At 64.6% G+C, this 25,232-nt stretch carries 25 protein-coding genes; 12 read left to right on the forward strand and 13 right to left on the reverse strand.

Features of this window, described 5'->3' with window-relative positions; genetic code table 11:
- Positions 1-50: 50 nt before the first annotated feature.
- Positions 51-1,061 (reverse strand): rod shape-determining protein, encoded by a 1,011-nt coding sequence (locus AC6RV7_RS07865; protein WP_500093381.1) that lies wholly within the window; start codon positions 1,059-1,061, stop codon positions 51-53.
- Between the two features lie 183 nt (positions 1,062-1,244).
- Between AC6RV7_RS07865 and AC6RV7_RS07870 the strand changes: the two genes are divergently transcribed.
- On the forward strand, positions 1,245-3,572 hold the full coding sequence (locus AC6RV7_RS07870; protein WP_500093383.1) for a cation:proton antiporter domain-containing protein: 2,328 nt from the start codon (positions 1,245-1,247) through the stop codon (positions 3,570-3,572).
- A gap of 69 nt (positions 3,573-3,641) precedes the next feature.
- On the opposite strand, the gene tatA is transcribed toward AC6RV7_RS07870, so the two are convergent.
- From tatA to dnaG, 3 genes are all read right to left on the reverse strand, one after another.
- On the reverse strand, positions 3,642-3,881 hold the full coding sequence (gene tatA / locus AC6RV7_RS07875; RefSeq protein ID WP_500093385.1) for a twin-arginine translocase TatA/TatE family subunit: 240 nt from the start codon (positions 3,879-3,881) through the stop codon (positions 3,642-3,644).
- 112 nt (positions 3,882-3,993) lie between these two features.
- Entirely contained in the window at positions 3,994-5,838 is a 1,845-nt protein-coding gene (rpoD, locus tag AC6RV7_RS07880; protein ID WP_500093387.1) for an RNA polymerase sigma factor RpoD, read from the reverse strand.
- A gap of 22 nt (positions 5,839-5,860) precedes the next feature.
- A complete protein-coding gene (gene dnaG / locus AC6RV7_RS07885) occupies positions 5,861-7,732 on the reverse strand; it encodes a DNA primase (RefSeq protein ID WP_500093389.1) in 1,872 nt (623 codons plus the stop codon).
- Positions 7,733-7,851: 119 nt separating this feature from the next.
- Between dnaG and AC6RV7_RS07890 the strand changes: the two genes are divergently transcribed.
- From AC6RV7_RS07890 to rpmG, 4 genes are all read left to right on the forward strand, one after another.
- Entirely contained in the window at positions 7,852-8,895 is a 1,044-nt protein-coding gene (locus AC6RV7_RS07890; RefSeq protein ID WP_500093391.1) for a DUF362 domain-containing protein, read from the forward strand.
- A gap of 66 nt (positions 8,896-8,961) precedes the next feature.
- A complete protein-coding gene (locus tag AC6RV7_RS07895) occupies positions 8,962-9,336 on the forward strand; it encodes an NADH-quinone oxidoreductase subunit A (protein ID WP_500093393.1) in 375 nt (124 codons plus the stop codon).
- Positions 9,337-9,457: 121 nt separating this feature from the next.
- Positions 9,458-10,798 carry a diadenylate cyclase gene (locus AC6RV7_RS07900; RefSeq protein WP_500093395.1) on the forward strand — a complete coding sequence of 447 codons (1,341 nt, stop codon included), beginning with the start codon at positions 9,458-9,460 and terminating at the stop codon, positions 10,796-10,798.
- A gap of 73 nt (positions 10,799-10,871) precedes the next feature.
- Positions 10,872-11,036 (forward strand): 50S ribosomal protein L33, encoded by a 165-nt coding sequence (gene rpmG, locus AC6RV7_RS07905; protein WP_500093397.1) that lies wholly within the window; start codon positions 10,872-10,874, stop codon positions 11,034-11,036.
- A 109-nt stretch (positions 11,037-11,145) separates the two neighbouring features.
- On the opposite strand, the gene AC6RV7_RS07910 is transcribed toward rpmG, so the two are convergent.
- Both AC6RV7_RS07910 and AC6RV7_RS07915 read right to left on the reverse strand, forming a co-directional pair.
- Positions 11,146-11,394: a hypothetical protein gene (locus tag AC6RV7_RS07910; protein WP_500093399.1), complete on the reverse strand. Its 249-nt coding sequence runs from the start codon at positions 11,392-11,394 to the stop codon at positions 11,146-11,148.
- A gap of 114 nt (positions 11,395-11,508) precedes the next feature.
- Positions 11,509-12,600: an Mrp/NBP35 family ATP-binding protein gene (locus tag AC6RV7_RS07915; protein WP_500093401.1), complete on the reverse strand. Its 1,092-nt coding sequence runs from the start codon at positions 12,598-12,600 to the stop codon at positions 11,509-11,511.
- A gap of 108 nt (positions 12,601-12,708) precedes the next feature.
- Between AC6RV7_RS07915 and AC6RV7_RS07920 the strand changes: the two genes are divergently transcribed.
- Entirely contained in the window at positions 12,709-13,902 is a 1,194-nt protein-coding gene (locus AC6RV7_RS07920; protein ID WP_500093402.1) for a biopolymer transporter Tol, read from the forward strand.
- Between the two features lie 78 nt (positions 13,903-13,980).
- On the opposite strand, the gene AC6RV7_RS07925 is transcribed toward AC6RV7_RS07920, so the two are convergent.
- Together AC6RV7_RS07925 and AC6RV7_RS07930 are read right to left on the reverse strand one after the other, a co-directional pair.
- A complete protein-coding gene (locus tag AC6RV7_RS07925) occupies positions 13,981-14,610 on the reverse strand; it encodes a superoxide dismutase (protein WP_500093405.1) in 630 nt (209 codons plus the stop codon).
- 115 nt (positions 14,611-14,725) lie between these two features.
- Positions 14,726-15,247, reverse strand: a complete 522-nt coding sequence (locus AC6RV7_RS07930; protein WP_500093407.1) for a nucleoside deaminase — start codon at positions 15,245-15,247, stop codon at positions 14,726-14,728.
- 142 nt (positions 15,248-15,389) lie between these two features.
- Here AC6RV7_RS07930 and infA point away from each other — a divergent pair, with 142 nt between their 5' ends.
- Both infA and xerD read left to right on the forward strand, forming a co-directional pair.
- Positions 15,390-15,653 carry a translation initiation factor IF-1 gene (infA, locus tag AC6RV7_RS07935; RefSeq protein ID WP_500093409.1) on the forward strand — a complete coding sequence of 88 codons (264 nt, stop codon included), beginning with the start codon at positions 15,390-15,392 and terminating at the stop codon, positions 15,651-15,653.
- A 101-nt stretch (positions 15,654-15,754) separates the two neighbouring features.
- Positions 15,755-16,699, forward strand: a complete 945-nt coding sequence (gene xerD / locus AC6RV7_RS07940) for a site-specific tyrosine recombinase XerD (RefSeq protein ID WP_500093411.1) — start codon at positions 15,755-15,757, stop codon at positions 16,697-16,699.
- 14 nt (positions 16,700-16,713) lie between these two features.
- Here the strand turns inward: xerD and AC6RV7_RS07945 are convergent, their stop codons facing one another.
- Complete coding sequence (locus AC6RV7_RS07945) at positions 16,714-17,037, reverse strand: hypothetical protein (RefSeq protein ID WP_500093413.1); 324 nt, start codon at positions 17,035-17,037, stop codon at positions 16,714-16,716.
- 142 nt (positions 17,038-17,179) lie between these two features.
- Here AC6RV7_RS07945 and AC6RV7_RS07950 point away from each other — a divergent pair, with 142 nt between their 5' ends.
- On the forward strand, positions 17,180-18,430 hold the full coding sequence (locus AC6RV7_RS07950) for an AIR synthase-related protein (RefSeq protein ID WP_500093415.1): 1,251 nt from the start codon (positions 17,180-17,182) through the stop codon (positions 18,428-18,430).
- A gap of 8 nt (positions 18,431-18,438) precedes the next feature.
- Here the strand turns inward: AC6RV7_RS07950 and AC6RV7_RS07955 are convergent, their stop codons facing one another.
- Together AC6RV7_RS07955 and AC6RV7_RS07960 are read right to left on the reverse strand one after the other, a co-directional pair.
- Positions 18,439-18,648 carry a hypothetical protein gene (locus AC6RV7_RS07955; protein WP_500093416.1) on the reverse strand — a complete coding sequence of 70 codons (210 nt, stop codon included), beginning with the start codon at positions 18,646-18,648 and terminating at the stop codon, positions 18,439-18,441.
- Positions 18,649-18,705: 57 nt separating this feature from the next.
- Positions 18,706-19,257, reverse strand: a complete 552-nt coding sequence (locus AC6RV7_RS07960) for a DUF1697 domain-containing protein (RefSeq protein WP_500093418.1) — start codon at positions 19,255-19,257, stop codon at positions 18,706-18,708.
- An 89-nt stretch (positions 19,258-19,346) separates the two neighbouring features.
- On the opposite strand from AC6RV7_RS07960, the gene AC6RV7_RS07965 reads away from it, so the two are divergent.
- On the forward strand, positions 19,347-19,586 hold the full coding sequence (locus tag AC6RV7_RS07965; protein WP_500093420.1) for a hypothetical protein: 240 nt from the start codon (positions 19,347-19,349) through the stop codon (positions 19,584-19,586).
- A 32-nt stretch (positions 19,587-19,618) separates the two neighbouring features.
- Here AC6RV7_RS07965 and AC6RV7_RS07970 read toward each other — a convergent pair whose 3' ends face one another.
- Positions 19,619-20,170, reverse strand: a complete 552-nt coding sequence (locus AC6RV7_RS07970) for an SET domain-containing protein (RefSeq protein ID WP_500093422.1) — start codon at positions 20,168-20,170, stop codon at positions 19,619-19,621.
- 8 nt (positions 20,171-20,178) lie between these two features.
- Positions 20,179-20,910 (reverse strand): SIMPL domain-containing protein, encoded by a 732-nt coding sequence (locus tag AC6RV7_RS07975; RefSeq protein WP_500093424.1) that lies wholly within the window; start codon positions 20,908-20,910, stop codon positions 20,179-20,181.
- Positions 20,911-21,056: 146 nt separating this feature from the next.
- Between AC6RV7_RS07975 and rapA the strand changes: the two genes are divergently transcribed.
- Positions 21,057-23,915 carry an RNA polymerase-associated protein RapA gene (rapA, locus tag AC6RV7_RS07980; RefSeq protein ID WP_500093426.1) on the forward strand — a complete coding sequence of 953 codons (2,859 nt, stop codon included), beginning with the start codon at positions 21,057-21,059 and terminating at the stop codon, positions 23,913-23,915.
- A gap of 243 nt (positions 23,916-24,158) precedes the next feature.
- Positions 24,159-25,190 (forward strand): aldo/keto reductase, encoded by a 1,032-nt coding sequence (locus AC6RV7_RS07985; RefSeq protein WP_500093428.1) that lies wholly within the window; start codon positions 24,159-24,161, stop codon positions 25,188-25,190.
- Positions 25,191-25,232 lie beyond the last annotated feature (42 nt).

Raw genomic sequence — 25,232 nt, forward strand, 5'->3', positions numbered from 1 at the left:
GTTCGCTTGCTTCCTGTTTCCTGTTCCTTCGCCGTCGTGCGCAGCGCCGGTCAGGCGTTCTGCATCAGCCAGGAAAGGTCGTTCAACACGGCGCCGGTGCCATTGGCGACGGCGGAGAGCGGGTCCTCGGAGATGGTGACGGGCAGGCCGGTTTTTTCGGACAGCAACTTGTCGATCCCGCGGATCAACGCGCCACCGCCGGCCATGACGAAGCCGCGGTCGACGAGGTCAGCCGAGAGTTCGGGCGGGCAGCGTTCGAGCGTCACGCGCACGGCGTCGACGATCGCCGCGATCGTGTCGGCGAGAGCTTCGCGGATTTCCTGTGAAGTGATGTGGATGGTTTTCGGCAGACCCGCGACCGAATCGCGGCCCTTCACCTCCATGGTGAGCTCCTCCTCGAGCGGGTAGGCGGAGCCGACGCGCAGTTTGATCTCTTCCGCGGTGCGCTCACCGATGAGGAGATTGTAGGCGCGCTTCATGTAGTTGATGGTCGCCATGTCGAGTTCGTCGCCGGCGACGCGGATCGATTTCGAAAAAACGATGCCGTTGAGGGAAATCACCGCGATCTCCGTGGTGCCGCCGCCGATGTCGACGATCATGTTTGCGGCGGGTTCGTCGATCGGAAGACCGACGCCGATCGCGGCGGCCATCGGCTCGGGAATGGTGATGACCTTGCGCGCGCCGGCGTGCGTGGCGGAGTCCATCACCGCGCGTTTCTCGACCGCGGTGATGCCGGAAGGAATCGCGATCACGACACGCGGTGGCGCGCGGAACGACGTGCTGACCTTGCCGATGAAGTAGCGCAGCATCGCCTCGGTGACGTCGAAATCGGCGATCACGCCATCCTTCATCGGACGGATCGCCGTGATGTTGCCCGGCGTGCGGCCGAGCATGCGCTTGGCTTCGTCACCCACGGCGCGGACCTTGCGCGTGGTCGTGTCGAGCGCGACGACCGACGGTTCGCGCAAAACGATTCCCTTGTCCTTCACGTAAACGAGCGTGTTCGCGGTGCCGAGGTCGATTCCGATGTCGTTCGAAAAATAACCGAGAAAGTTGGACATGATTTCGTGAAGGGGTGGCGTATCCGCCGACGGAAACGAATCGCCGGTGATTTGGGGTGTCAACGAGGGAATGGCCGCGTTTCAGAGGGGAAAACGCGATGGCGCACGTCGTCGCGCGGACAGAGCCTGAAGGTCGGAGGCTTGACCCGCTTTGATCTTTCGCGGCGTTGTAGCGCCGGCGCCATGCAGGGAATCCACATCATTCGAGACCTGGCGGTGATCCTGACGATTGCGGGCATCGTGGGCTGGACGTGCCAGCGCGTGGGTCTGTCGGTGGCGGTGGGGTTTCTGGTGGCAGGCCTGCTCGTCGGTCCGAACACACCGCCGCTGTCGTTCGTGTCCGACCTGGCGCGGGTCGAGACGCTCGCGCAGCTCGGACTGGTCTTCCTGATGTTTTCGATCGGGATGCGGTTGAGCCTGCGGAAGCTGCGCCGCATGGGACTGGGGCTGTTTCTCGCCACGTTTGGTGCCGCGGTCGGAATTTATTATCTGACGCGCCTGCTGGGCGCCGCGCTGGGGTGGAGCGGCACGGAGAGTGTTTTTCTCGCCGGCATGTTGATGGTGTCGTCGTCCGCGATCGTCGGCAAGGTGCTGCAGGAAACGGCGGTCACGCACGAACGCTTCGCGCATCTCGCCGTGGCGGTGACGATGCTGGAGGACGTGCTCGCGGTCGTGATGCTGACGCTGCTCAACTCCTATGTGCAACTGGGTGGGAAAGGGCAGGCGGGCCCGCCGATCGGCGAGACGCTGTGGATGCTGGCGGCGTTTGTGGCGCTGGCGGTCGTCGGCGGGCTGCTGCTGGTCCCGTGGTTGTTGCGGCGCATGAGCATCGCGGCCGACGAGGCCTTGCAGACGCTGGGGATCGCGGCGTTGCTGTTCGGGCTGGCGTTCGTGGCGCAGCGGGCGGGCTATTCGCTGGCGCTCGGCGCATTTCTGCTTGGGACGATCGTGGCCGAGACGGCGCACCGTCATCAGGTCGAACGCACGTTCGAGGGCATGCGGGATATTTTCACTGCGGTGTTCTTCGTCGCCGTCGGTATGCAGATCGATCCGCGGATCCTGTGGTCGCAGGCGGGGCTGATCGCGGGGGTGGGGGCGTTCACGCTCGTGGCGCGGCCGCTGGCGAGCGGGCTGGCGTTGACGCTGGTGGGGACGCCGTTGCGCGACGCGGTGCGGGCGGGCCTGTGCGTGACGCCGATCGGCGAATTTTCGTTCATCATCGCGCAACTCGGCGTGGGCGCGGCGGTGCTGCCGGCGGAATTCTTTCCGCTGGCGGTCGGCGTGTCGGTGCTGACGGCGTTCTTTTCGCCGCTAATGGTGCGCCGCTCCGACGCGATCGCGGATCTGGTCGAGAAGGTGCAGCCGCGGTGGCTGACGGACTGGATCCGTTATTATCACGGGCGACTCGAGCGGCTCTCGGCCCGCCAGCGGCGGAACAAGCTCTGGCAGCTCAGTCGCAAGCGCTTCATCCAGGTCGGGGTGGAGATCCTGATCGTCAGCGGTGTATTGATTTTCTCAGGACAGCTGTTCGAGGTGGTGGTGAGCTGGCCGGGTCCGGAGTGGCTGATGCCGCACGGACCGCGGATCGTGTTCTGGACCGTGCTGTGTCTGGTGCTGATCGCGCCGCTCGTCGCGATCTGGCGAAACATCTCGGCGCTGGCGTTGCTGTATGCGCAGGTGTCGACGGCAGGCCTGGCTCACGCGGCAAGGGTGGCGCCGACGGTGGAGACGGCGCTCAAGGCGGTGGCGGGCGTGCTGCTGTTTTTGTGGCTGACGGCAATGCTGCCGATGGAGGGCACGGCTCGCTGGCTGCTGCTGGCGAGCGGGCTGGTCGGTCTCGCGGCCATCGTGCTGCTGCGGCAGCGGTTGATCTACTGGCACAGCCATCTCGAGGTGGAGTTGCAGAGCGTGATGAGTTCGGGGGAGAGCAGCATGACCGGCACCTCCGAACCGTGGCTGCGTCCGCATGAGGACTGGGACCTGCACATCATGGATTGCGTGCTGCCGGACCTGGCCGACGTGCGCGGCCGGACGCTGGCGGACGTCGATCTTCGCGCGAAGTTCGGCTGCTCGGTCGTGGGGATCGAGCGACAGGGATTCACGATCCCGCTCCCGGCGCCGGACGCGGTGCTTTATCCGCGGGATCGTGTGCTGCTCCTCGGCACACGGGCGCAGGTGCGCTCCGGGCGCGCCTTTCTCGCGACGGTCTCCGGCGCGGCGGCGGTGGAGTCGACCTTCGAGGAGGTGCAGATGCGGGCGGTGCGCGTGCCGGAGTGGAGCCGGGCGTTGGGCCAGACGCTCGCCCAGATCGCCCCGGCGCAGGCGTTCGGCGTTCAGATCGCCGGCGTGAACCGTGGCGGCATGCGTATCCTGAATCCGGGTGCGGAGGAAAAACTCCAAGCGGGCGACGAGGTGCTCACGCTCGGCACCGGCGATCAATTGGACGAATTCAGGACGTGGCTGCGGGAGCGTCCGGGTGAAGACGTCGCGGACAGTAGCGCCGAAATCTAGGCGAGGGGCGCAAAAACAAAAAAGCGCGCCGGGCGGGCGCGCTTGCAGGGAAAACGAACGAGCCGCGGTTCAGTTGGCGCCGGGCGTCTTGGTGACCTCGGGCTTGCGGGTCTCCTCCGCGGCGGCCGCCTGGGCGGCTTCTTCCTCGTCCTTACTGGCCTTCTTGAACTCCTTGATCGACTGGCCCAGCCCGCGCGCGAGCGAGGGAAGTTTGGAGCCGCCGAAGAGAACCAAGAGGATGACCAAGATGATGAGCAGTTCGCCACCACCTAGGCCGAAAGCGGCGAAGAATGCGGAGTAGGTTGCCATACGCGGAAGCTATTCTGGGGTCGAAAACTGTAAAGAGTGAAAGCGGTATTTGCCGCCGCAAACGAGCCGTGAAAACCGAAAAACGTTTTCGCGGCTCAATGTTGCAACCGACCTACGGCTTCGGTGGCGGAAACGGGAAGCCGCCGGGCAGTCCGGCGCCGGGAGGACGCGCGGGCAGTCCGCTGGTGGCGGCGACCTTCATAAGGTTCTGCGCGTTGTCGATCTGCTCGGCGTCGAAGAAGCCGTGCAGCTGACGAATGCGCGTCGGGTGGCGCATCTTGCGGAGGGCCTTGGCTTCGATCTGGCGGATGCGTTCGCGGGTGACCTTGAACTGCTTGCCGACCTCCTCGAGCGTGCGGCTGTAGCCGTCGATCAGGCCGAAGCGGAGCGAGAGCACGCGGCGCTCGCGCTCGGTGAGCGAGTCGAGGACGTCGATGATCTTTTCGCGCAGGAGCGAGAACGCCGTCATGTCGTAGGGGTTCTCGGCGGATTTGTCCTCGATGAAGTCGCCGAAGCTCGTGTCGTCGCCGTCACCGACGGGCGATTGGAGCGAAATCGGCTGCTGCGCCATCTTCATGATCTGCTGCACGCGCTCGACGGGCAGGTTCATCTCGTCGGCGACTTCCTCGGGCGTGGGCTCATGGCCGTATTCCTGGAGGAGCTGCTTCTGGACCTGCATGACCTTGTTGAGCGTCTCGATCATGTGGACCGGGATGCGGATCGTGCGGGCCTGGTCGGCGATCGAGCGGGTGATGGCCTGGCGGATCCACCACGTGGCGTAGGTGGAGAACTTGTAGCCGCGGCGGTATTCGAATTTCTCGACGGCCTTCATGAGGCCCATGTTGCCTTCTTGAATCAGGTCCAGGAAGGAGAGGCCGCGGTTCGTGTATTTCTTCGCGATCGAAATCACGAGGCGAAGGTTGGCCTCGACCATCTCGGTCTTGGCTTGGTGGGCTTCGCGGACGTGGACGCGGGTTTGCGCGACGACCTTCAGGAGTTCTTGGGCGTCGATGCGTTGCACGGCCTCGATCTGTTTCAGGCGATGCTGAATGACCTTCGTGTCGATCGCGGCGTCTTTCTTGGACTTCGGATGCTTGGCGCGATCGAGCTGGACGTTGAGCGACTCGACTTCCTCCAGCACGGGGCGGAGCTGTTCGAGATACTCCTCGTAAACCTTCAGCTTGAAGAAGAACTTCGGGAAAAACTCGCGCAGCGACTTTTCGCGCTTCTGGTGCTTGGCGAGGACCTTCTTGCGATCGGCATCGGTCTTGGCCTTCAGGTATTCCTGCCACGAGTCGGCGACGGCTTCCTCGGCCTTGCGGGTCGAGAGAACGAGTTTCTCGAGGCCTTTGAAATACGATTCGCGGCTGTCGATCTTCTTGTCGATGACGACGCGATCGAAGCGCTCCTGACGGTCGAGGAGCTTCTGGCCGATGTTGATGATGTAGCTGCCGATGTTGGTCGCCTGGAAAAGGGCTTCCTGGGCCTTCAGCTCGGCGGTCTCGATGCGTTTCGAAATTTCGACTTCCTGTTCGCGAGTGAGCAGCGGCACCTGGCCCATCTGCTTCAGATACATGCGGACCGGGTCGTCGAGGATGTCGTGCTGCGAGGAGCGCGACTCCTCCTCCTCGGCCTCCTCCATACGCTGCTTGTAGTCGTCGACCTGATCGGGCTCGAGGATCTCGATCTCGAGGTTCTGGAGAATCGAGAGGACGTTATCGATCTCCTCCTGGTTCTCGACGGACTCGGGCAGCGCTTCGTTGATGTCGTCGAACGTCAGGTAGCCCTGCTCTTTGGAGAGGCGGATGAGCTGGCGGATCTTTTCGTTGATGCTGCCCGCGGGAATATCTGCTCCGGCGGCTGCGTCTCCGGCGAGACCGGAGGCGTTTTTCTCGAGAGCGGCTTCGACAGCTTCGGAGTGGGTGTCCGGCGAGCCGGACTTGGCTTTGCGCGACATGTGATGGTTCTCTATAAACGAACTAAACCGCCACGGACAGGCCGAGCGGTTGGCGTAACTGACGATGGATTTCGGAGCGTGCTTTGAAGAGTGAAATTGGGTCAGAATCACTGTCCGTGTGGGCAGTGGCTAACGCAAGTTCTATTTCCTTCAGCCGGGGCTCGAGCGCCCGGGCGCGCAACTGGCGCAGGCCCTCGTTGGCCACCTTGACCGGGTCGTCGAGTTTGGGGCTGTCGAAAATCAGGCTGGCTACCAAAGTCCGTTCCTCGGGTGTTTCAAGCAAGGCGTCGAGATGATCGCGGCCCGGCCAGGTATCGTGTTCGAACTCGGCGAGAAAGCGATTCAGGAGCGTCCCCGACAAGTGGCGGGTGTCGATCCAGTCGTGCGGCAGCGCGGCGCTGAGTGGTTTGCCCAGAAACTCGAAATGGAGGCAAAGGAGCAGCAGGTCGCGTTCGGGAGTGGCGACATCGGTGAGCGGCGCCGAACTGGCGGGCGGAGCCTCAGGCTGCGACGCGCGCCGGGTGTCGTGCATGCGAGACTGCCGGCTTGTAAAAGTTTGAAAGTCCTTCTGGAAGGCGGCGACCGAGAGCCGCAAGTGGGCGGCGGCTTCAGACGCAAATTCGGACCGCGCGACTTCGCTTTCCGCGGCGAGAATGATGGGAAAGATCTCCTGCGCGGCGCGGGTTTTCTGCTCGGCACTGGCGGCAGCGGGCTGGGGTAGAACCGCGTGACAGGCGAACGCCATCGCGCTTTGCGCGTGCTGCCGGACGTCGTCGTAGGCCGGCAGTCCCTTTTCCAAAAACAGCAGGTCGGGATCGAGTTTTTCGCGGCCCGCGAGCGTGAGGAAACGAACTTCCAGCCCGGCCTTGAGCGCCATGGGAAGGAAGCGCAGCGCGGCTTTCTGGCCGGCGCTGTCGCTGTCGAAAAAGCATTCCACTTGCGCGTGGTAGCGGCGCAGCAACACGAGCTGCGGGTCGGTGATCGATGTGCCTTGCGGCGCGATCGCGGTTTTCAAGCCGACGCTCCAGCAGCGCAGCGCGTCGAGCTGGCCTTCAACGAGGATGAAGGGCTTGCCCTCGCCGACGGCGGTGCGGGCGCGGTCGAGATTGAAGAGCAGGTTGCCCTTCGTGAAGATCGGCGTTTCCGGAGAGTTGACGTATTTGGCTTCGCGCGCCGGATCGTCGGCGGGCGTGAGTTGCGTCTGGCGCGCGGTGAACGCCACGACGCGTCCCTGATGATCGCGAATCGGGATCATTAACCGTCCTCGAAACCGCGGGCGCAGCGAACCGAGCGTGATCGCCGCCTCCTCGTGCACGAAAAACAGTCCGCACCGGCGCAGCGCCTCCTCGGAAAACTTGCGCTTCAGCAAGGCGGCTCCGAGTCCGCTGCCGGCGGCATCGGCCGCGCCGATCTTGAACTCGTCGGCCAGCTCGAGCGGAAACCGGCGCTGCTCGATCCAATACTTCCGCATGTAATCGCCGGTGGCATCGCCCGTCTTGAACGCCTGGTGAAAATGCTCCGCGGCGACATCGTGCAGATCGAAGATTTCCTGACGCAGCGAGCGTTCCTCCCGGGTTGGCCCGCCGGAGCCCTCCTCGTATTCGATGACGATGCCGAAGCGCTTGCTGAGCGCCTCGACGGCCTCGGTGAAATTGAGCTGCTCGGTTTCGCGGACGAACGTGATCGCGTCGCCGGCCTTGCCGCAGCCGAAGCATTTGTAGAAGCCCTTGTCGGGATCGACGTTGAACGACGGCGTTTTCTCCTGGTGAAACGGGCACAAGCCCTTCAGCCGCGCGCCGCCGGCTTTGCGCAGGGTCACCACGCGCGAAACGACGTCGGCAAGATTGACGCGCAGTTTCAGGTCGCGGACGCAGGACGGTTTGATGACGGGCATGAAGGCGCTCAGCGCGCTGGGTCGGCGGCGGACGAAGAATCCACTTTCAACCCGGAGGCGGGACTGTCAAGTTCCGCGCCCTGCGCAGGAAACTTTCCCGTCCGCCCGGCTACTCACCCATGATGCGTCGCACTCTCCTTCAGCTCGTTGCCACACTCGGGCTCCTCTCATTGCCGTTGCTGGCGCGAGCGCAGACCGCTCCGGCCGCGCCGGTCGAGGCGCCGGTGTGGCAGGCGCGTCTGCCGGATTTTTCTGAAGCCACCTACAATCGCGAAGTCGAGTTGCTGATTTCGCGCTTCGAGGCCGCCAACGGTCGGAAAGTGGCGCCCGGCGAGAAGAAAAAGGTGGGGCTCAAAATCTACACCGACTCCGGCCCGGGCATGGCGACGCCGGTGCCGCTGGTGAAGGCGGTGATCGCCGCGCTCGAGCGTCGCGGCTTCGATGCGAAGGATATTTTCCTCGTCGGTCTGAACCAGCTCCGGCTGCGCATGACCGGCTACCTGCCGTCGCTCGTCACGGGCAGGTCGCCGTTCGAGGGCCACCAGGTCTACGTTTTGGAATCCGGCCGCTATTACGATCCGGTCTGGTTCTACGATTCGCCGCTCCCGCAGCGCTTCGACCCGATCTTCGCCGAGCAGCAGACGAAGGATTTCGACAACACGAGCACCCGCGACGAGGACCGTAAGAGCTTTTTGGCTACACCGCTGTTTTTGGATGCGGATTTCTGGATCAACCTCCCCGTTTACACCGACCATTCGATGCTCGGCATCAACGGCGCCCTCGTGAACGCGACCTTGTGGAACGCCTCCAACACCGCGCGCTTTTTCCGTTCGCCGGCGAACGCTCCGGCGGCGGTCGCGGAAATGAGCGCGATCCCCGAGCTGCGGCAAACGTGGCTGTTCACGATCGCGAGCCTCGAACGTTACCAGTTCATCGGCGGTCCGTTCTTCAACTCGCTCTACACCGCTTCGGAGCCGATCGTCTGGTTGAGCACGGATCCGGTGATGATGGACGCGCTCATGCGCGCGCGCATCGATCGCTTGCGGAAGCGCAACGGTTTCGAACCGATCTCCGAGGAAATCCGCACCCTGGAGTTTGCGGAGACGCTCGGCGTCGGCTCCACGCAGATCAAAAAGGCGAAGATCATCGACGTGGATTCCTGATTTTCGGCCGATCTGGCGCGAACTTCCCTCTTGTCTCCGGGTCCCGCCTCCCCCCAATTGTTTGCCATGGGCTCTGCCGCGTATCTCCCGTTCTTGATCCAGATCCTGCTCGCCGCCGGGATCACCGGCCTGGTGATCGGTGCGAGTCATTTCTTCGGGCAGCGGTCGAAGTCTTCCAAGATCAAGGATTCCGCCTACGAATGCGGCGTGCCCTCGGAGGGCGTGATTCACACGCGGTTTTCGGTAAAGTTCTACGTCACCGCGCTGCTCTTCATGCTTTTCGATCTCGAGATCGTGATCCTCGTGCCGTGGACGTTCATCTATCGCGAGTTCCTGGCCAACAACATCGCGATCCTCGGGCCCATCGCCTTTTTCGTCGGCGTGCTCGTGCTCGGCTTGTTCTACGAAATCAAGAAGGGCGCGCTCGAGTGGGAGCGATGATTGAAGCTCCGCGTCGAGAGTCCGCCGCTGAGACCGTAACGCTGAGCGCAAAACAACGTCCATCGGTGCCCGCCTCTTTCGACTCCAGGCGCTCCGCTCCGGGCTCAGGACTTTGAGATCAATGCGGCTCGAGAAGATCATCGCCCGCAGCCGGATCATCGATCTGCACAGCCTCGATCTCGAGGGCGCGCTGCAGGAGCTCCTCGCGGTTTGCGTCAAGCAGTTCCCCGACCTCAAACCCGAGGCGTTGTTGAAAGGGCTCCTCGCGCGCGAGAGCACGATGACCACGTATCTCGGGCTCGGCGTCGCGCTGCCGCACGTGCGCGTGAAGATGAGCCGCCGCTACATCCTCGCCATCGGCCGGAGCCGCGCGGGCATCAAGCACGACGGCGCGCTGACCGACGACCGTGTGCGCCTGATCGTGATGCTCATCGCCGGCGAGCGCGCGCGCGATTACCTCCAGGTTCTCGCTTCGATCGCGCGGCAGGTGAAGGAGCCGGCGGTGGTGGAAAGCCTCATCAACGCACCCGATCTCGATGCGCTGCACGAGCAGCTCGTCGGCGGCCTCGGTGGGATCCGGCCGGTGCAGGCCCAGCAGAATCGCATCAACCGGCTGATGTTTCGCGAGGCCGAGCGGGTGGCGAAAGGCGCGAACTGCCGCGCGCTGATGGTATTTGGCGACACGTTCATCGGCGGCATCGAGGCCAATGCGATGCCGTCGAAGCTGAAGACGATCCTGGTCACGCGCAATCCGGTCGAGACCAGCAACGACCAGAGGGATTTCAACGAGACGATCCAGGTGCGGTCGTTTTCCAATCAGCGGATGGCGCAGCTCCGCAGCGCGATCCTCGTGGCCCTGACGCGCGGCGTGATCGCGTTCACCGATCGCGTCTGCTGCATCGGTGGCATGACCGGCAGCAACCAGCTGGATACGCTCACCGTCGTCGACATCGAGCGGGAGTTCCAGACCCTGTTCACGGGCCAGAACGACCTGTTGCCCGAGGACGTGAAACCCGAGGTGCTGGAGCGGGTGATCGCGGTCGCGACCGAGCTCGCGGTCGAGGGCCGCGAGGGTCGGCCGGTCGGCTGTCTGTTCGTGGTCGGCGACAACGATCGCGTGGCGACCCTCACCAAGCCGCTCGTGTTGAATCCATTTTACGGTTACAAGGAAGAGGATCGCAACATCCTGAATCCGTTCATGGACGAGACCGTGAAGGAGTTCTCGTCGATCGATGGCGCGTTCGTCATCCGCGGCGACGGCGTCGTCGAGTCCGCGGGCAGCCTGATCCAGGCCGGCGATAGCGATTTCACGCTGCCGAGCGGACTCGGGAGCCGGCACGCCGCGGCCGCGGCCATCAGTGTGGCTGCGCATTGCATCTCGATCGTCGTGTCGTCGAGCACGGGGCAGGTGACGCTGTTCCGGCGGGGCGTCATGCTGCCGCTGACAGAGAAGCGCCGCTGAGCAGGGCGGTCCACTTTAGGATTGCGCCGCCCGGGGCGGGCCGTTTGCTCTGACCCTTCAATCCATTTATCACATGCAAGAACTCGTCACCCTGGAGTGCACCGAAGCCCGGAAAGAGGGCAAACCCGCTTCCCGTTATCTCACCTACCGCAACAAGAAGACGGTGACGGAGCGCATCGAGAAGAAGAAGTATAATCCCCATCTCAAGCGCCACACGGTCCACAAAGAGATCAAGTAAGCGCAGGGGGCATGCGGGCGTTCATCGCCCGCCAGAAACAGCAAAGCCGGGCTTGATCCCGGCTTTTTGCTTTGGTCGCGCCTGGAAGTGGTCGGCGCGCAGGTGAATCTCACGAACGGTCGGACGGCGGGAAGGGAGGGGCGGAAGGCGCGGGGTTCGCTCCGGGAGCCGCGACGCCTTGCTGCTGTTGCTGCTGCCGGCGGGCGGCGCGCCAGCCTTCGCGATGCTTGCGGATCCAGTCGAGCAACGCGCGCTCAAAGCCGATGTCGTAGCCGAGCCGTTCCGACTCGAGCCACTTGTGCTTCAGGATTTCCTCCCGCTCCGCCAGGAATTCCTGGTAGAGGCTGGATTGCTTCACAAAATCTCGGCTCGTCGCTGGCTCTGGTGCGGAGGAACTCATTCGACAAATCTGCGCGGACGGAAATGAGAGCGACACGGCCATGACTGTCAATGCCCGCAATTTTCCGAATTGTCACGCCCGCGGTGCCGCGGGTTGCGCAAGTCGCGACAGAAGCGTGTCTGCGATCGTCTGGAATTCGCGCGCGGCCGAACTTTCAGGCGATTTTACCACAATCGGCAGCCCGGCGTCGCCGCCTTCGCGAATCTCCGGCACGAGCGGCACCTGTCCGAGCAACGCGGTGCCGAGTCTCTCCGCGGCGGCAATCCCGCCGCCGCTGCCGAAGAGCGCGTGCCTGATGCCCGCCGGGTCGACGAAGTAGCTCATGTTTTCCGCCACACCGAGCAGCGGCACGTTCACTTTTTGAAACATGAGGCCGCCTTTCCGCGCCACATTCGTGGCGGCCGGCTGCGGCGTGGTCACGATCACCGCGCCATCGAGTGGAAGCGTCTGGACGAGGGAAAGCTGCGCGTCGCCGGTGCCCGGCGGCAGATCGACGAGCAGCACGTCGAGTTCGCCCCATTTCACGTTTTGGACGAATTGCTGCACGGTCTTCATGATCATCGGACCGCGCCAGACGACCGGCGTGTTGTCGTCGACGAGAAAACCCATGCTCATGACCTTCACGCCGTGTCGTTCCATCGGGATCAGCATCGCCGACGGTCCGTCGCCTTCGATTTCCGGACGTCCGTCGAGGCCCATCATCAGCGGCACGCTCGGGCCGTAGATGTCGCAGTCCATCAGGCCGACGCGGCCCGGGCGTCCGTGTTTCTCAAGCAACTGCGCGAGCGCGCAAGCGAGGTTCACGGCGAAGGTGCTTTTGCCGACGCCGCCCTTGCCGGAGCCGATGGCGACGGCGTGCTTGATGGTCTTGGGCGCCTGGCCGTTGCCGCCCATATTGCCTCCGGCGGCGGGAGCGGCTTTCGCCGGCGTGACCGCGATGTCGACGATGGTTTCGCGCACGCCCGGGATCGCCCGCAGGCAGGCGTCGACTTCACGCTTCAAATGCAGCGGCACCTTCGGATCGCTCGAGGTCACCGCGAGCGCGACCTTCGCGGTGCCATCGATCAGTGCGGCCGAACGGACGAGTCCGAAGGAGACGATGTCCCGGCTGAACCCGGGATATTTCACTTGCTTGAGATGCTCTTTGATTTCGTCGGGGCTCACGGCGGAGAAAAGTTCGGGCGCGAAGAGGAAATAAAGTTGTTATGGAGGAACCGGCTGTAAATAGAAATGCCGAAGACCCTCGGCACCTTTAAGCGATACTTTCAAGCCATGCAAAAAATTCTCCGACTTGCCCTGCTTTTCACCGCGCTGGCCGCGCCTGCACTGGCGCAGCGCAACATCGGCGAGGTCGTGGTGGAGGCGGAAAAGGATACGATTCCGGTGCGCGTGGCGGCGAACGCGGCCGAGCTCAACCAGCTCGCGCTGCAGGCGTTCGGCTCCCACGGGCGCTACCGCCTCGCCGCCAGCGGCTACGCCTACGACATCAAGTTCACGCTCGCCGGATCGAACCAGGTCCGCGTCGACATCACGCGGGGCCGTGGCGGCGAGGCGTTCGCCTCGGAAGTCGCGAGCGGCTCGAGCGCGCGCGACGCGCTGCTCCGCGCGGCGGACATCGCGGTGGCGAAGACGAACGGCCTGGGCCTGCGGGGCTTCTTCGCCTCGCAGCTTGCCTTCATCGGCGAGCGCACGGGCAAAAAGGAGGTTTATACGTCCGATCTCTTTTTCGGCGGGGCGAAACAGATCACCAAGGACAACGCCCACGCGCTCACGCCGCGGTGGTCGCCCGATGGCCGCAAGCTGCTCTACACGAGCTTCTACAAGGCGGGCTTCCCGGACATCTTCCAGATCGACCTCAACACGTATCAGCGGACGACCTTCGTGAGTTTCAAGGGCACGAACAGCGGCGCGCGCTACAGCGCGAGCGGCCAGCAGGTCGCGATGGTGTTGAGCGGCGAGGGCAATGCCGAGATCTACGTGGGCAACGCGCAGGCGCGGCAGATTCGCCGCCTGACGCGCACCGACGCGGTGGAAGCGTCGCCTTGCTTTTCTCCGGACGGTTCCCGCGTCGTTTTCACCTCGGACGCCGCGGGCGGGCCCCAATTGTATCTCATCTCCACGGCGGGCGGCTCGATGCAGCGGCTGCCGACGAACATCAGCGGGTATTGCGCCGAGCCGGACTGGAGCACGGCCAATCCGAACCTCATCGCGTTCACGATCCGGATCGGCCGCGGCTACCAGATCGCGGTCTACGACATGGCGAAGCGCAGCAGCTCGCAGGTTTCGCGTGCGCCGTTCGACGGGATCGAGCCGAGCTGGCTGGCCGACGGCCGTCACCTCGTCTACACCGCGCGCGATCGGAGCACGAGCGTTATCTGTATTTTGGATACAGCGACCGGCAAGAGCACGCGCGTGAGCCCGCTATCGTTCGGCTCGGTGATGCAGGCGAGCGTGCTGGCGCGCTGAGCGACGAAACGAATCTCCCCAAAACAAAAGCCGCACCGGAAGGTGCGGCTTTTTTGTGAATCGAAATCCGGACGCGACTTACTTCGCGGCGGTGTAGTTGGCTTCGGCGGCGTCCCAGTCGACGACGTTCCACCAGGCGGAGATGTAGTCCGGGCGGCGGTTCTGGTAATTGAGGTAATAGGCGTGTTCCCAGACGTCGAGGCCGAGGACGGGTTTGCCCTCGAAACCGGCGACCGCCTTGCCCATGAGCGGGCTGTCCTGGTTGGCGGTGGAGCCGACCGCGAGCTTGCCGCCGGCGCCGACCACGAGCCAGGCCCAGCCGGAGCCGAACCGCGTGGCGGCGGCCTTGCCGAAATCCTCCTTGAACTTGGCGAACCCGCCGAGCTCGGCGTCGATCGCCGCGGCGAGCTTGCCCTTCGGCGAGCCGCCCTTGCCGGGTCCGAGGATTTTCCAGAAGAACGAGTGATTGGAGTGGCCGCCGGCGTTGTTGCGCACCGCGGTGCGAATGGCTTCGGGCACCTTGCTCAAGTCGGCGATCAGCTGGTTGACGTCCAGCGCCGCGAGATCGGGATGATCCTTCAGCGCGTTGTTGGCGTTGGTGATGTAGGCCTGATGATGCTTGGTGTGATGGATTTCCATCGTGCGCGCATCGATATGCGGAGCCAGGGCGTCGTAGGCGTAGGGCAGTTTGGGAAGTTCGTAAGCCATTTTTCGTCTTTGGTTACTGGTTGATGGGAAGGGCCAACAAAGGCCCGCTCGCGCGATCCGTCAACTGCCGGAGCGTGTTTATGCCGCAGGAGTTACGCCGGCCGCGCGCAGCCGGTCAGGCGTCCGCGCGCTTGAGCTTGAAATACGCCTGGAGCAGCTCACGGCATTCCTGCTCGAGCACGCCGCCGGCGGTGAGCTCGACGCGGTGGTTGACGCGCGGCAGATCGTTGAGATTGGTCGCGCCGCCGAGGCAGCCCATCTTGGGATCCGGCACGGCGTAGCAGACGCGCTTCACGCGCGACATGAGCATCGCGCCCGAGCACATCGGGCAGGGCTCCTTCGTCACGTAAACCGTCGCGCCCTCGAGCCGCCAGTCGCCAAGCTTCGCGGCCGCCTGGGTGATGGCCAGCATCTCGGCGTGCGCGGTGGGGTCGTCGGAACCCTCGACGGTGTTGTGCGCGGAGCCGATGACCTCGCCGTCGACCTCGATGATCGCGCCGATCGGCACCTCGTCGCGGCGCCAGGCGTCGATCGCCTGATTGTAGGCGAGACTCATGAAAAAGACGTCGTCGCGGATGAGTTGGGAAGGGAACCGTTTTTCGAACGGGCAGGGCAGCGACGGAACGGAGTCGGACATGAGAGGACAGAGGAGACGTGGGCGCGTTGCCCGAGGTAAAGCCTTGCCTAGGGTGCGGCTTTCCGCCTTACAAGGGACTTTTATTTCGGCATCGATCCCATGATCCAACCCTCCTCCGAACTCACGCGCACGCGCGTCCAATATGGCTGACGGCAATTCGATCGAAGTCGAGGGAAGGGTGGTGGCGGTGCTTCCGGGCACGATGTTCAAGGTTCAGCTTTCCAACGGGCACGTGGTGCTCGCGCACATCTCCGGCAAGCTGCGGAAGAACTTCATCAAGATCGCCGCGGGCGACATGGTGAAAATGGAGATGAGCCCTTACGATCTCGAGAAGGCGCGCATCACGTTCCGCATGAAGGAGAGCAATCCGAACTACACGCCGCCGCCGCGCCGGCGGCAGTATTGAGTTTCGAAGCGTGCGGCATGGCGACCGGCGACGAAGCGGCCTAGGCCCTGCGCGTCACGGATTCCACGCCGCACAATTGCTTCCGGTCGGTGCGCTCCGCCATGAAAAAGCCTCGCGCCCGAACCGAAGATTCCAGCCGCGCCCCGGGTGATTTTGCCGAGGCGATCGAATCGTTTCTTGGCTTCGTCGGACTCGAGCGCGGGCTCTCGAAAAACACGATCGCCGGCTATCGGCGCGACCTCGATCAGGCGGCCGTCTATTTTTCCAAGGCCGGAGCGTCGGACTGGCGCCAGGTTTCGGGCGCGCACGCCTCGGCGTGGCTGCAATCGCTGAGCGCGAAATCCTACCGCCTCGCCAGCCTTGCCCGAAAACTCAGCGCGCTGCGCAGCCTGGCGCATCACCTCGTGCGCGAACGCGTGCGCGACGACGATTTCACCGCGCTGCTGGTCGGGCCGAAGCGGGACCGGCGCATTCCCGGCACGCTCACCGAAGAGGAGGTGCGGCGGCTGCTGGCCGCGGCGGCGGGCGGCGATCCTCGCGCGCTGCGCGACCGGGCGCTCCTGGAGCTGTTTTACTCGAGCGGCCTGCGTGTATCCGAACTGGCAGGACTGACGATCCAGCAGGTCGACCTGGAGCACGGCTTCGTGCGCGTCTTCGGCAAGGGCGCGAAGGAGCGCGTCGTGCCGGTCGGCGGTCAGGCGCTATCCGCCCTCGCGACCTATCTGGCGTCCGGTCGTCCGCATTTCGTGAAACCCCGCACGGGCAGCCAGCTTTTCCTGAACAAGAACGGCGCCGCGCTCTCCCGCGTCATGCTCTGGATACTGGTCAAGAAATACGCCGAACGCGCCGGCATCACGAAGAACGTGAAGCCGCACGGGTTGCGGCACTCGTTCGCCACGCATCTGCTCACCGGCGGTGCGGATCTGCGGGCGATTCAGGAGATGCTGGGTCATTCGAGCCTCTCGACCACCCAGATTTACACCGCGGTGGAATCCCGGCGCCTGCGCGAGCAACACGGCAAATACCATCCGCGCAACCGCGCTTGATCGTCGCGGCGCTCCTACTTCCCGTCGAGCCGGGCGAGCTCTTTTTCGATCTGTTCCCGCGCGGCGCTTCGTTCCGCCCGCGCTTTTTCGGCCGCCCATTCCGCCGTGTGGTCGTAATTCCACGCCTCGCGCTCGAACTCCCGCCGGGCTTTGTCCTGCGCCTGCTCCAAGGGGTGTCCTGCCCGCGTCAGCTCGGCAACGCGCCGGTCGAACTCCTTTTCGCTGGGGACCCGGTGCACCAGCGTCGGACCCTCCGGGCGGCGGACGTGCGGCCCGGTTCCGCAGCCCGGCAGCAAGATCGCGATCGCAGGGATGACCCAAAGGCGGTGACGGCTCATGGGAAAGCGGGGCTGCAGGGCAGGGGCGGACGGAAACAAAGCAACGTGCGGCCGCGCGTCAAATGCCGGCGTATTCGATCGCCGAATGCGATTGCGCTCCCGAGGCAGTTGCAAACGATCGAAAGGAGTTTTCCCCAAGCCTGTGACCCCAATCCTGACGTTGACGGCGGCGCCGGAAGCCCGGCGCGAAACGAGTCCCAATCTGTGGCGGCAAACCGATCCGGCCGGCCATGCCGGAACGACGGACACGCTGCGTATCGAAATTTCGGTGACGGAGCCCGCGAGCGATCTGAAACGGATCGCCTCCGGGCTGGCGGCCGCGTTTTCGGCTCCGCCGTTCTCGCCTCCGGCGACGGTCGGCTTGGCGGACGAACCGGCGCCGCCCGCCGGAGCGGGTCGCGGTGAAACAGATGCCTCCGCTACGCCGGTCTTCGATGTCGCGACCCTGCATGACCTGAACGGAAGCCGCGCGCAGGCCGCATTGCCGAAAATGTTGGTGGAGATGGGGGCAGGGCGCACGACGGCCCGCGTCGACCTCCAGCGGTCGGCCAACTCCAGCGGCGACGACGGCCTTCTGGTCGCACAGGCCCGATTTTCCCTGCGCCTACCCGCAGGAGCGGCCGTGTATCACCTTACGAAAGCGTTGCGGGCCCTCGCCGCCAGCGGTGCGAAGGCTGACCGCGGAATGATGGAGTTGCACCTGCCGGCCGTCGTCACGACGGCTGAGTTGGACGGGCTGGCCGCGAGCATGCGCGAAATAGGGGCCTTGGCGAATTCCGTGCGCATGGGGTTGCAGTTGCAGCTCGGGCGCGCGAGCTCGGCCCAGGAAGGGGGCGAATTGGGATTCCGTTTTGCCGGTCTTCCGAAGCCGATTGCGGCGGGGCCGGAGACGAAGCCGGGAGCGATGCTGGTCCTGCTGGGCGATCCGGGCGCGGATCTGGCGGGCAGCGTCTACCTGCAAGCGGTCCATCAGCTCACCACCGCGCGGCCGACGGCGACGGATTTCGCGCAGGAGAAAAAATTGCAGGATCTGCTGGCCAAGCTGGCGGGCGCGGGGGCGGCGGCGCCGGTGAAGGACGTGGGGCCGGGAGGGCTGCTGGTCGCGCTGGCGGAAGCGTTGCTGGCGAGCTCCGCGCCGGTCGGGGCCGAGGTGGACCTCACGTCGTTGGGCAATCTCCGCGCCGACGTGCTGCTGTTCGGCGAGAATCAGGAGCGCGCGCTCATCGTCACGGAGCCGCGCCTGGTCGGCACCGTGCTGGCGGAGTCGCATATGAACGGCGTGCCCGCAGCGTTGATCGGCCGGTTCGTCGCCGAACCGAAACTCGATTTGAAAACACGTTCGCTGGCGACCACGTGGCCGCTGGAAACATTGCGCGCGGCTCGCGCAGGCTGATCCGCTCGTTACGCGGGAGCACGACCGCCGAGTAGCCGCGCGGGCAGAAACAGCAGCGCTTTGATGAAGGCGAACGTCGCGCTCACGCAAACCCCCAGCAGCCGGAACGGCAGCGCCACGAGCCAGACCAGCGGCGCGACGAGGAGCGCCAGCAACGCGAGCGGCCAGCAAACGACGAGCAACAGGCACCAGAGGAAAAAGACGGCGAGCGTTTTCATGTCGGGCGTTCGAATAACACGCGGCGGCGCGGAAAAGTTACACCGAACGCGAGAGACTCAAGTCGACTTCGGCGGATAAAGCGCCGCCATTTTTCGCAACGTCTTCAGGTTGCGCATCGACGAGGCCGGCAGGCGAAACTCGCGCATGGCTGGCAGCGTCCACACTTCGGAGTCGCTGATGCGGGTTTGGCAAAGCCAGTAATACTCGCGTCGGCGAACGCGGAACGCATCGGTCTCGGTGCGCACCGCCTCCAGCTTTTGCGCGATCGCGGATGGCAGCGCTTCCCGGAAAAATCCGACGTGGACGGTGGAGCTGTCCCGGCCATCGATTTCCTTCGCGAAGGGCTGATCGTCCACGATCCGGGCGAGCTCCTCGCGCGTGCGGAGAAACGTGTCGACCTCATAGCCGAGTTCCTTCTGCAGATGCCGCTCGATCTGCGCGGTGAGCTTGGATTCGTCGCGCGCGGCGCTCTCGAAGGCGACGTTGCCGCTGGCGATGAACGTGGTGACTTGGCGGAATTTCAGCGCTTCGAAGAGGGCGCGGAGTTGCTCCATTTTGAGCCGCCGCCGACCCAGATTGATGCCGCGAAGGAACGCGAGATAGTGCATGGGGATGGCCGCGAGGTTGGCGTGACCGCGGTCGAAGGCAATCCGAGGAGGCGCTTGACCGGTGCGACGGAATCGGGGCGTGTTATCGCATGGCCACGCCTACCGAGGAAAACTTCCAGGACTACAAACGCGCGGAGAAGAAGGCGCTCGAGATTCTCGCGGCGATGAAAGCCGTGACGCCCAAGAAGGTGGACATCGAGCTCGCGCTGCTCGTCGCGATTTTCGAACTGCACAAAGGCTCGCTGCCCCCAGAGACCGTGGGCTCGATCGTGCAGGGACATCTGAAACAGCTGCTGCCGTTTTACGCGGGCAAACCGGCGGCGGGCTGAGTGACCGGAGGCGCGAAGCGATCGGGGCCGGCTCAGGCGGCGCGCAGACGTTTTTCGCGCTGCACGATCTTGCGCACGCGCCAGCGTTGCGGGGCATTCACGATGAAGCCCGGACAATTTTTCGCGCCGCAGCGGCACGGATGCAGCCGCCACTCGCTGAACGAGAAACCGTAATCGAACGTGATCTCCTCGCCGGCGGGAATGTCGCGGTTGGCAAGAATCCAGATCCGGCCGCGAATGATCTCCGAGCGGCTGTTCGGCGCGCAGGAGTGATTGATCATCCGGGCGATATTCTTCGCGCTCCGGCCGTCGATGTCGTGACGCTGGTTCAGCTCGAAGATCGTCACACAGCCGTCCTGACCGCGGCGCAGCCGCTCCAGTCGCGCGTCTTCACGGCGGCGGGATTCGGCCTTCGTGATCCGTTCGCCGATGTATTCGATCAGTCGCGTGCCGGCCGGGATGTCGGTGCGGGCGTAGACGCCGTTGCCGTGTATCCGGGAACGTGCGACGCGGATCCAGGGATTGGTGCGGGCGGCACGCGGCGTGGAGGAAGTGGAAAGGGCGGGCGGAGCGGAGCGCTTCATGCGGGAAATCAATAAGCGACTTCGAGCGTCACCGATCCGTTGACTTCGATCAGGCCGGGTTCCACGGCGGTCGCGGCGGAGTCCTGCGCCTTCGCATACGTCATCATCTCCGCGCGGCGAAACGGCATGATCGGCCCGCTGGAGTTGGCGTTGATGCGCACGACGTCCGCGGGCTGGTAGCCGAGGGCGTCGAGGACGGAGCGGGCATCCTCGCGCGCGCGCACGGCGGCGGCGCGAAGCGCGTCGCGTTGGGCCTGCGCCAGCGCCTCGTCGGTCGCGGTGAACTCGAACGACGCGATGCGGGTTGCGCCGGCCTTCACCAGACCGTCGGCGATTTCCCCCGCGCGTTCGGCGGGCGTCTCGAAGCTGGCGGACCATTGCGCGCGATAGGCGACGACCTCGGGGGCGCGTCGCGCGCCGGACGAATACGAGCCGGAGTCACTGTTGTAGATCGGCTGCAGCGCCATCGTGCCAGCTTGCAGGCGTTCGACCTTTTGGCGCTGGAGAAATTCGAGGACGGATTGCGAGCCCTGGCGCACGGCGTCCTGCGCGGCGGCGGAGGTCTTGGCCTGGACTTCGACCATGGCAGTGAGCCGCGCGCGGGTGGCGGGGATGCGGACATTTTCCTGGCCGGTCACGGTGATGACGCGACGCGTGGCGGCATCGTCGGCGGCGTGGAGGCTCGCGGCGGCGCCGGCGAGGCCGAGGAAGACGAGGCAGAGGCGGAAAGATGCGTTCATAAGGAGAGTGCGAGCTGAAGGTTGGCGAGCATGAGGACCACGGAAAGAAAGAACGGGTTGCGCGGAATTTTGCGTCAAACGCCACGATTTCGCCAGTGGCAGCGGGGATTCGTGTTTGGTTTGAAATGCCGCGAACGTGGGTCCTCATGTGCGCCATGCGTCTTGAGGTGGTTGGACAACGTTGCCTGAGTGAGCGCGAGCCGGAGCTCGGGCTCGGCATCGTCGCGAGCGTGGATGCCGCGGCGAAGCGGATCGCGGTGGAGTTCCCGGCGACGGCGGAGAAACGGCTCTACGCGCTCGGCACCAGCGTGCTGAAACGCGTGCAGTTTCGCGTCGGCGAAACGATCGCGGCGCGCGACGGCGGCAGCCTGGTCGTGGACGCGATCGAGGAATCCGGCGGACTGCTGACGTATCTCGGCGGCGGCCGCCGCGTGCGCGAGGATCAGATTTCGGATGTGACCAGTGTCGCGCTGCCGCAGGAGCGCTTGATGGCGGGCCAGGTGGACGAGGGCGAGGTGTTCGAGCTGCGTTATCGGGCGCTGCAGGCGCAGTGGAAGTTTCGCCAATCGGAGGTGCGCGGGTTTCTCGGCGGACGCGTCGAGTTGTTGCCCCATCAATTTTATATCCTGAACGAAGTGTCGTCGCGGCAGGTGCCGCGGGTGCTGCTCGCCGATGAAGTAGGACTCGGCAAGACGATCGAGGCATGCCTGATCGTGCAGCGACTGCTCGCGATCGGACGGGCGCGACGGGTGCTGATTCTAGTCCCGGAGACGCTCACGCATCAGTGGTTCGTGGAACTGCTGCGGCGTTTCAATCTGTGGTTCGGCATCTTCGACGAGGCGCGCTGCGCGGCGGCGGAGCAGAGCGATCCGGCGCAAAATCCGTTTCTCTCCTCGCAGCTCGTGTTGTGCAGCGTCGGATTTCTCGCGGCGAGCGAGCGGCGTCGGGAGCAGGCGGTGGCGGCGGGCTGGGACATCGTCGTGGTGGACGAGGCGCATCACCTCGCGTGGACGCCGGAGGTGCCGAGCGGCGAATATCGCATGGTCGAGGAATTGGCGCGGCGCACGCCAGGGTTGCTGCTGTTGACGGCGACGCCAACGCAGCTGGGCTTGGAAGGACATTTCGCGCGGCTGCGGCTGCTCGATCCGGATCGTTACGACGATTTCGGGCGCTTCTGCGAGGAGGCAGAAACCTTTGGCGAAGTGGCGGAGGTGGCGGAACGGATCGTCGAGCAAAAGCCGCTGAAGCCAAAAGATCGCGCGACGCTGACGCGGATCTTCGACAAGGATCCGGCGCGGCTGGCGCAGCACCTTGACGCGATGCAGCGCGGCGCACCCGGCGCGCGCGAGGCCTTGTTGCGGACGCTGCTGGATCAGCACGGGACCGGGCGCGTGATGTTTCGCAACACCCGCGCGCGGATGAGCGGATTTCCGCAGCGGAAGTTTTGCCCCGCGCGGGTCGAGTCGAACAACCTCACGCTCCTCGCACGGATCGCGCGCGAACTCGAGGCGGAGGAAACAGGCGCCGACGCGGAAATCCGGTATTCGTTCAAGGACGATCCGCGCGTCGACTGGCTGGTGCAGTTTTTGAAGGAGCACCGGCCGGCGAAGGTTTTGCTGATCTGCAAATCCGCGCGCAAGGCGCTCGCGCTCGAAGCGGCGTTGCAGGAGAAGACGGCGATCAACCGCGCGCTCTTTCACGAAGGGCTGCCGCTCGTGCAGCGCGATCGCAACGCGGCGTGGTTTGCGGAGCCGGACGGCGCGCAGCTGTTGATCTGCTCGGAGATCGGCAGCGAAGGGCGCAACTTCCAGTTTGCGCATCACCTCGTGCTCTTCGATCTGCCGCTCAATCCGGGATTGGTCGAGCAACGCATCGGCCGGCTCGACCGCATCGGCCAGACGCAGACGATCCGGATCCATGTGCCCTACGTCGCGGGCAGCGGCGACGAGTGCGTGGTCGAGTGGTATCACCGCGGCTTGGACGCCTTCGAGACGTCGCTGCACGGCGGCAACGAATATCAGACACGTTTCAAATCGCGCCTGCTTGAGGTCGCGACCGCGTTTCGCGCCGGTGGAAAAACCGGCGAGGCGGAACTCGAGCGCTTGATCGAGGAGACGGCGGCGTTTCGGCGCGAGTTGTCGTTGAAGATGAAAAAGGGGCGCGACCGGTTGCTGGAGTTGAACTCGTTCAATCCCGACGTGGCGCAACGCGTGATCGAGCGCGTGCGGGCGGCGGATGCCGACCGGTTTCTCCGCGACATCCTGCTCGCGCTGCTCGATCATTTCGGCGTGCGCGTAAAGGAGTTCGAGGAAGGCGACGTGCTGCTCGATCCGAGTCATGCCTATATCGAGAGTTTTCCGTCAATCCCGGCGGACGGGATGCTGGCGACGTTCGATCGCTCGCGCGCGACGACGCGCGAAGACATTCGTCTCCTCACGGCCGATCATCCGCTGGTGCAGGATGCGATCGACCTGCTGATCGAGTCGAAGGCGGGCACGACGGCGTTTGGCACCATCATCTCGGATACACCGAATCTGCTCGTCGAGGCGGTGTTCGTGCTGGAGACGATGGCCGATTCGCGCTGGCACGTGGATCAGTTTCTGGCGCCGACGCCGATCCGCGTCGTGGTGGACGCGGCGGGCGCGGATCTCACGGAGGAGCGCGACGCGAAGTCGATCGCGCGCGAGTTTGAGGATGCGGACATCCACCGGTTTCTCGAGCGACCGGGTTTCGATGGCGCGATGTTGAAGACGCTGCTCGAGGCGGCGGGCGAGCAGGCGGAGGCGCGGACCAATGCGATCAAGGCCAGCGCGAAACAGGCGGCGGTGACGGCGCTGGGGGCCGAGATGCAGCGGCTGGTGGCATTGAAGAAAGTGAACGACCACATCCGACCGGAAGAAATCGAACAGGCGCAGGAGCAGCTGGAGCGCGTTCTCGCCGCGATCGAGCAGGCGCGAGTGCGGCTCGATACAATTCGTCTCATCGTCGAAGGCGGAGACGACTAAGGGGAACCACGAACTCCACGAACGACACGAAAGGCTGAAACTTGGCGCACGGAAACCACGGGATCCGATGGGGGGCAATTTCAGCGATCTTTTCGTGTGTTTCGTGTTTTTCGTGGTTTCTGACTCCGCGTTCGTCCGGGTCCGTTTTCCGTGTGATCCGTGTATTCCGTGGGCGATTCTCCGACTCCGTGGTTGGCAGAGCCGCTTGCGCCCCGGGCAGTTCCGGATTCGTGTTTGCGTCCCATGGAATTTCGACAACTCGGACGTTCTGGTTTCAAGGTCCCGGTGCTGAGTCTCGGCACGGGCACCTTTGGCGGGAAAGGCAGTTTCTTCTCCGCTTGGGGTGAGAGCGATGTGAAGGAAGCGACACGGCTGGTCGATATCGCGCTCGAAGCGGGTATGACGATGTTCGACTCGGCGGACGTGTATTCCGACGGCGCCGCGGAGGAGATTTTGGGCGCGGCCATCAAAGGCCGGCGCGATCGGGTGATCGTTTCGACCAAGGGAACGTTTCGCGCTGGAGAAGGAGCCAATGACGTCGGCTCGTCGCGGTTTCACCTGTTGAAGGCGGTCGAGGGCAGCTTGCGCCGGCTCGGCACGGACTACATCGATCTGTATCAGTTACATGGATTCGATGCGACCACGCCGGTGGAGGAGACGCTCGGCACGCTCGACGATCTGGTGCGCGCAGGAAAGATCCGCTACCTCGGCGTCTCAAACTTTTCCGGCTGGCACCTGATGAAGTCGCTCGCGGTGTCGGAGCGGCACGGCTGGTCGCGCTACGTGGCGCATCAGGCGTACTATTCGCTGGTGGGGCGCGATTATGAGTGGGAGTTGATGCCGCTTGGGCTCGATCAGGGCGTCGGCGCGGTGGTGTGGAGTCCGCTCGGCTGGGGCCGGTTGACTGGCAAGATCCGACGTGACGCGGCCCGGCCCGAGGTCAGCCGGCTGAATTCGCCCGCCATGGTCGGCGCCGGACCGCAGGTCGACGACGAGTATCTTTTCCGCGTCGTGGAGGCGCTCGACGCGGTGGCGGCGGAAACGGGAAAAACCGTGCCGCAGGTGGCGCTCAACTGGCTCCTGCAGCGGCCTACGGTCGCCAACGTCATCGTGGGGGCGCGCAACGAAGAGCAACTGCGGCAAAACCTCGGCGCGGTCGGCTGGAATCTCACGCCGGAGCAGGTGGCGCGGCTCGATGCCGCGAGCGCACGGCCGAAGGCGTATCCGTATTGGCATCAGCAGGGATTCGCCGAGCGGAATCCGTTGCCGGTTTGAAATGCCGGCGAGAGGCGCAGGCCGAGATCATCTGCGCCCGCT

The sequence above is a fragment of the Opitutus sp. sgz309028 genome (assembly GCF_059821195.1).

Excerpts from the sequence above, each read along its gene's own strand:
- AC6RV7_RS07900 (WP_500093395.1), top strand. The coding sequence starts at position 9,458 with ATGCGGCTCGAGAAGATCATCGCCCGCAGCCGGATCATCGATCTGCAC.
- rapA (WP_500093426.1), top strand. The coding sequence starts at position 21,057 with ATGTGCGCCATGCGTCTTGAGGTGGTTGGACAACGTTGCCTGAGTGAG.
- AC6RV7_RS07970 (WP_500093422.1), bottom strand. The coding sequence starts at position 20,170 with ATGAAGCGCTCCGCTCCGCCCGCCCTTTCCACTTCCTCCACGCCGCGT.
- AC6RV7_RS07985 (WP_500093428.1), top strand. The coding sequence starts at position 24,159 with ATGGAATTTCGACAACTCGGACGTTCTGGTTTCAAGGTCCCGGTGCTG.
- AC6RV7_RS07895 (WP_500093393.1), top strand. The coding sequence starts at position 8,962 with ATGGGCTCTGCCGCGTATCTCCCGTTCTTGATCCAGATCCTGCTCGCC.
- AC6RV7_RS07890 (WP_500093391.1), top strand. The coding sequence starts at position 7,852 with ATGATGCGTCGCACTCTCCTTCAGCTCGTTGCCACACTCGGGCTCCTC.
- rpoD (WP_500093387.1), bottom strand. The coding sequence starts at position 5,838 with ATGTCGCGCAAAGCCAAGTCCGGCTCGCCGGACACCCACTCCGAAGCT.
- AC6RV7_RS07945 (WP_500093413.1), bottom strand. The coding sequence starts at position 17,037 with ATGAGCCGTCACCGCCTTTGGGTCATCCCTGCGATCGCGATCTTGCTG.
- infA (WP_500093409.1), top strand. The coding sequence starts at position 15,390 with ATGGCTGACGGCAATTCGATCGAAGTCGAGGGAAGGGTGGTGGCGGTG.
- AC6RV7_RS07925 (WP_500093405.1), bottom strand. The coding sequence starts at position 14,610 with ATGGCTTACGAACTTCCCAAACTGCCCTACGCCTACGACGCCCTGGCT.
- AC6RV7_RS07920 (WP_500093402.1), top strand. The coding sequence starts at position 12,709 with ATGCAAAAAATTCTCCGACTTGCCCTGCTTTTCACCGCGCTGGCCGCG.
- rpmG (WP_500093397.1), top strand. The coding sequence starts at position 10,872 with ATGCAAGAACTCGTCACCCTGGAGTGCACCGAAGCCCGGAAAGAGGGC.
- AC6RV7_RS07975 (WP_500093424.1), bottom strand. The coding sequence starts at position 20,910 with ATGAACGCATCTTTCCGCCTCTGCCTCGTCTTCCTCGGCCTCGCCGGC.
- AC6RV7_RS07960 (WP_500093418.1), bottom strand. The coding sequence starts at position 19,257 with ATGCACTATCTCGCGTTCCTTCGCGGCATCAATCTGGGTCGGCGGCGG.
- AC6RV7_RS07965 (WP_500093420.1), top strand. The coding sequence starts at position 19,347 with ATGGCCACGCCTACCGAGGAAAACTTCCAGGACTACAAACGCGCGGAG.
- tatA (WP_500093385.1), bottom strand. The coding sequence starts at position 3,881 with ATGGCAACCTACTCCGCATTCTTCGCCGCTTTCGGCCTAGGTGGTGGC.
- AC6RV7_RS07870 (WP_500093383.1), top strand. The coding sequence starts at position 1,245 with ATGCAGGGAATCCACATCATTCGAGACCTGGCGGTGATCCTGACGATT.
- AC6RV7_RS07865 (WP_500093381.1), bottom strand. The coding sequence starts at position 1,061 with ATGTCCAACTTTCTCGGTTATTTTTCGAACGACATCGGAATCGACCTC.
- dnaG (WP_500093389.1), bottom strand. The coding sequence starts at position 7,732 with ATGCCCGTCATCAAACCGTCCTGCGTCCGCGACCTGAAACTGCGCGTC.
- xerD (WP_500093411.1), top strand. The coding sequence starts at position 15,755 with ATGAAAAAGCCTCGCGCCCGAACCGAAGATTCCAGCCGCGCCCCGGGT.
- AC6RV7_RS07930 (WP_500093407.1), bottom strand. The coding sequence starts at position 15,247 with ATGTCCGACTCCGTTCCGTCGCTGCCCTGCCCGTTCGAAAAACGGTTC.
- AC6RV7_RS07955 (WP_500093416.1), bottom strand. The coding sequence starts at position 18,648 with ATGAAAACGCTCGCCGTCTTTTTCCTCTGGTGCCTGTTGCTCGTCGTT.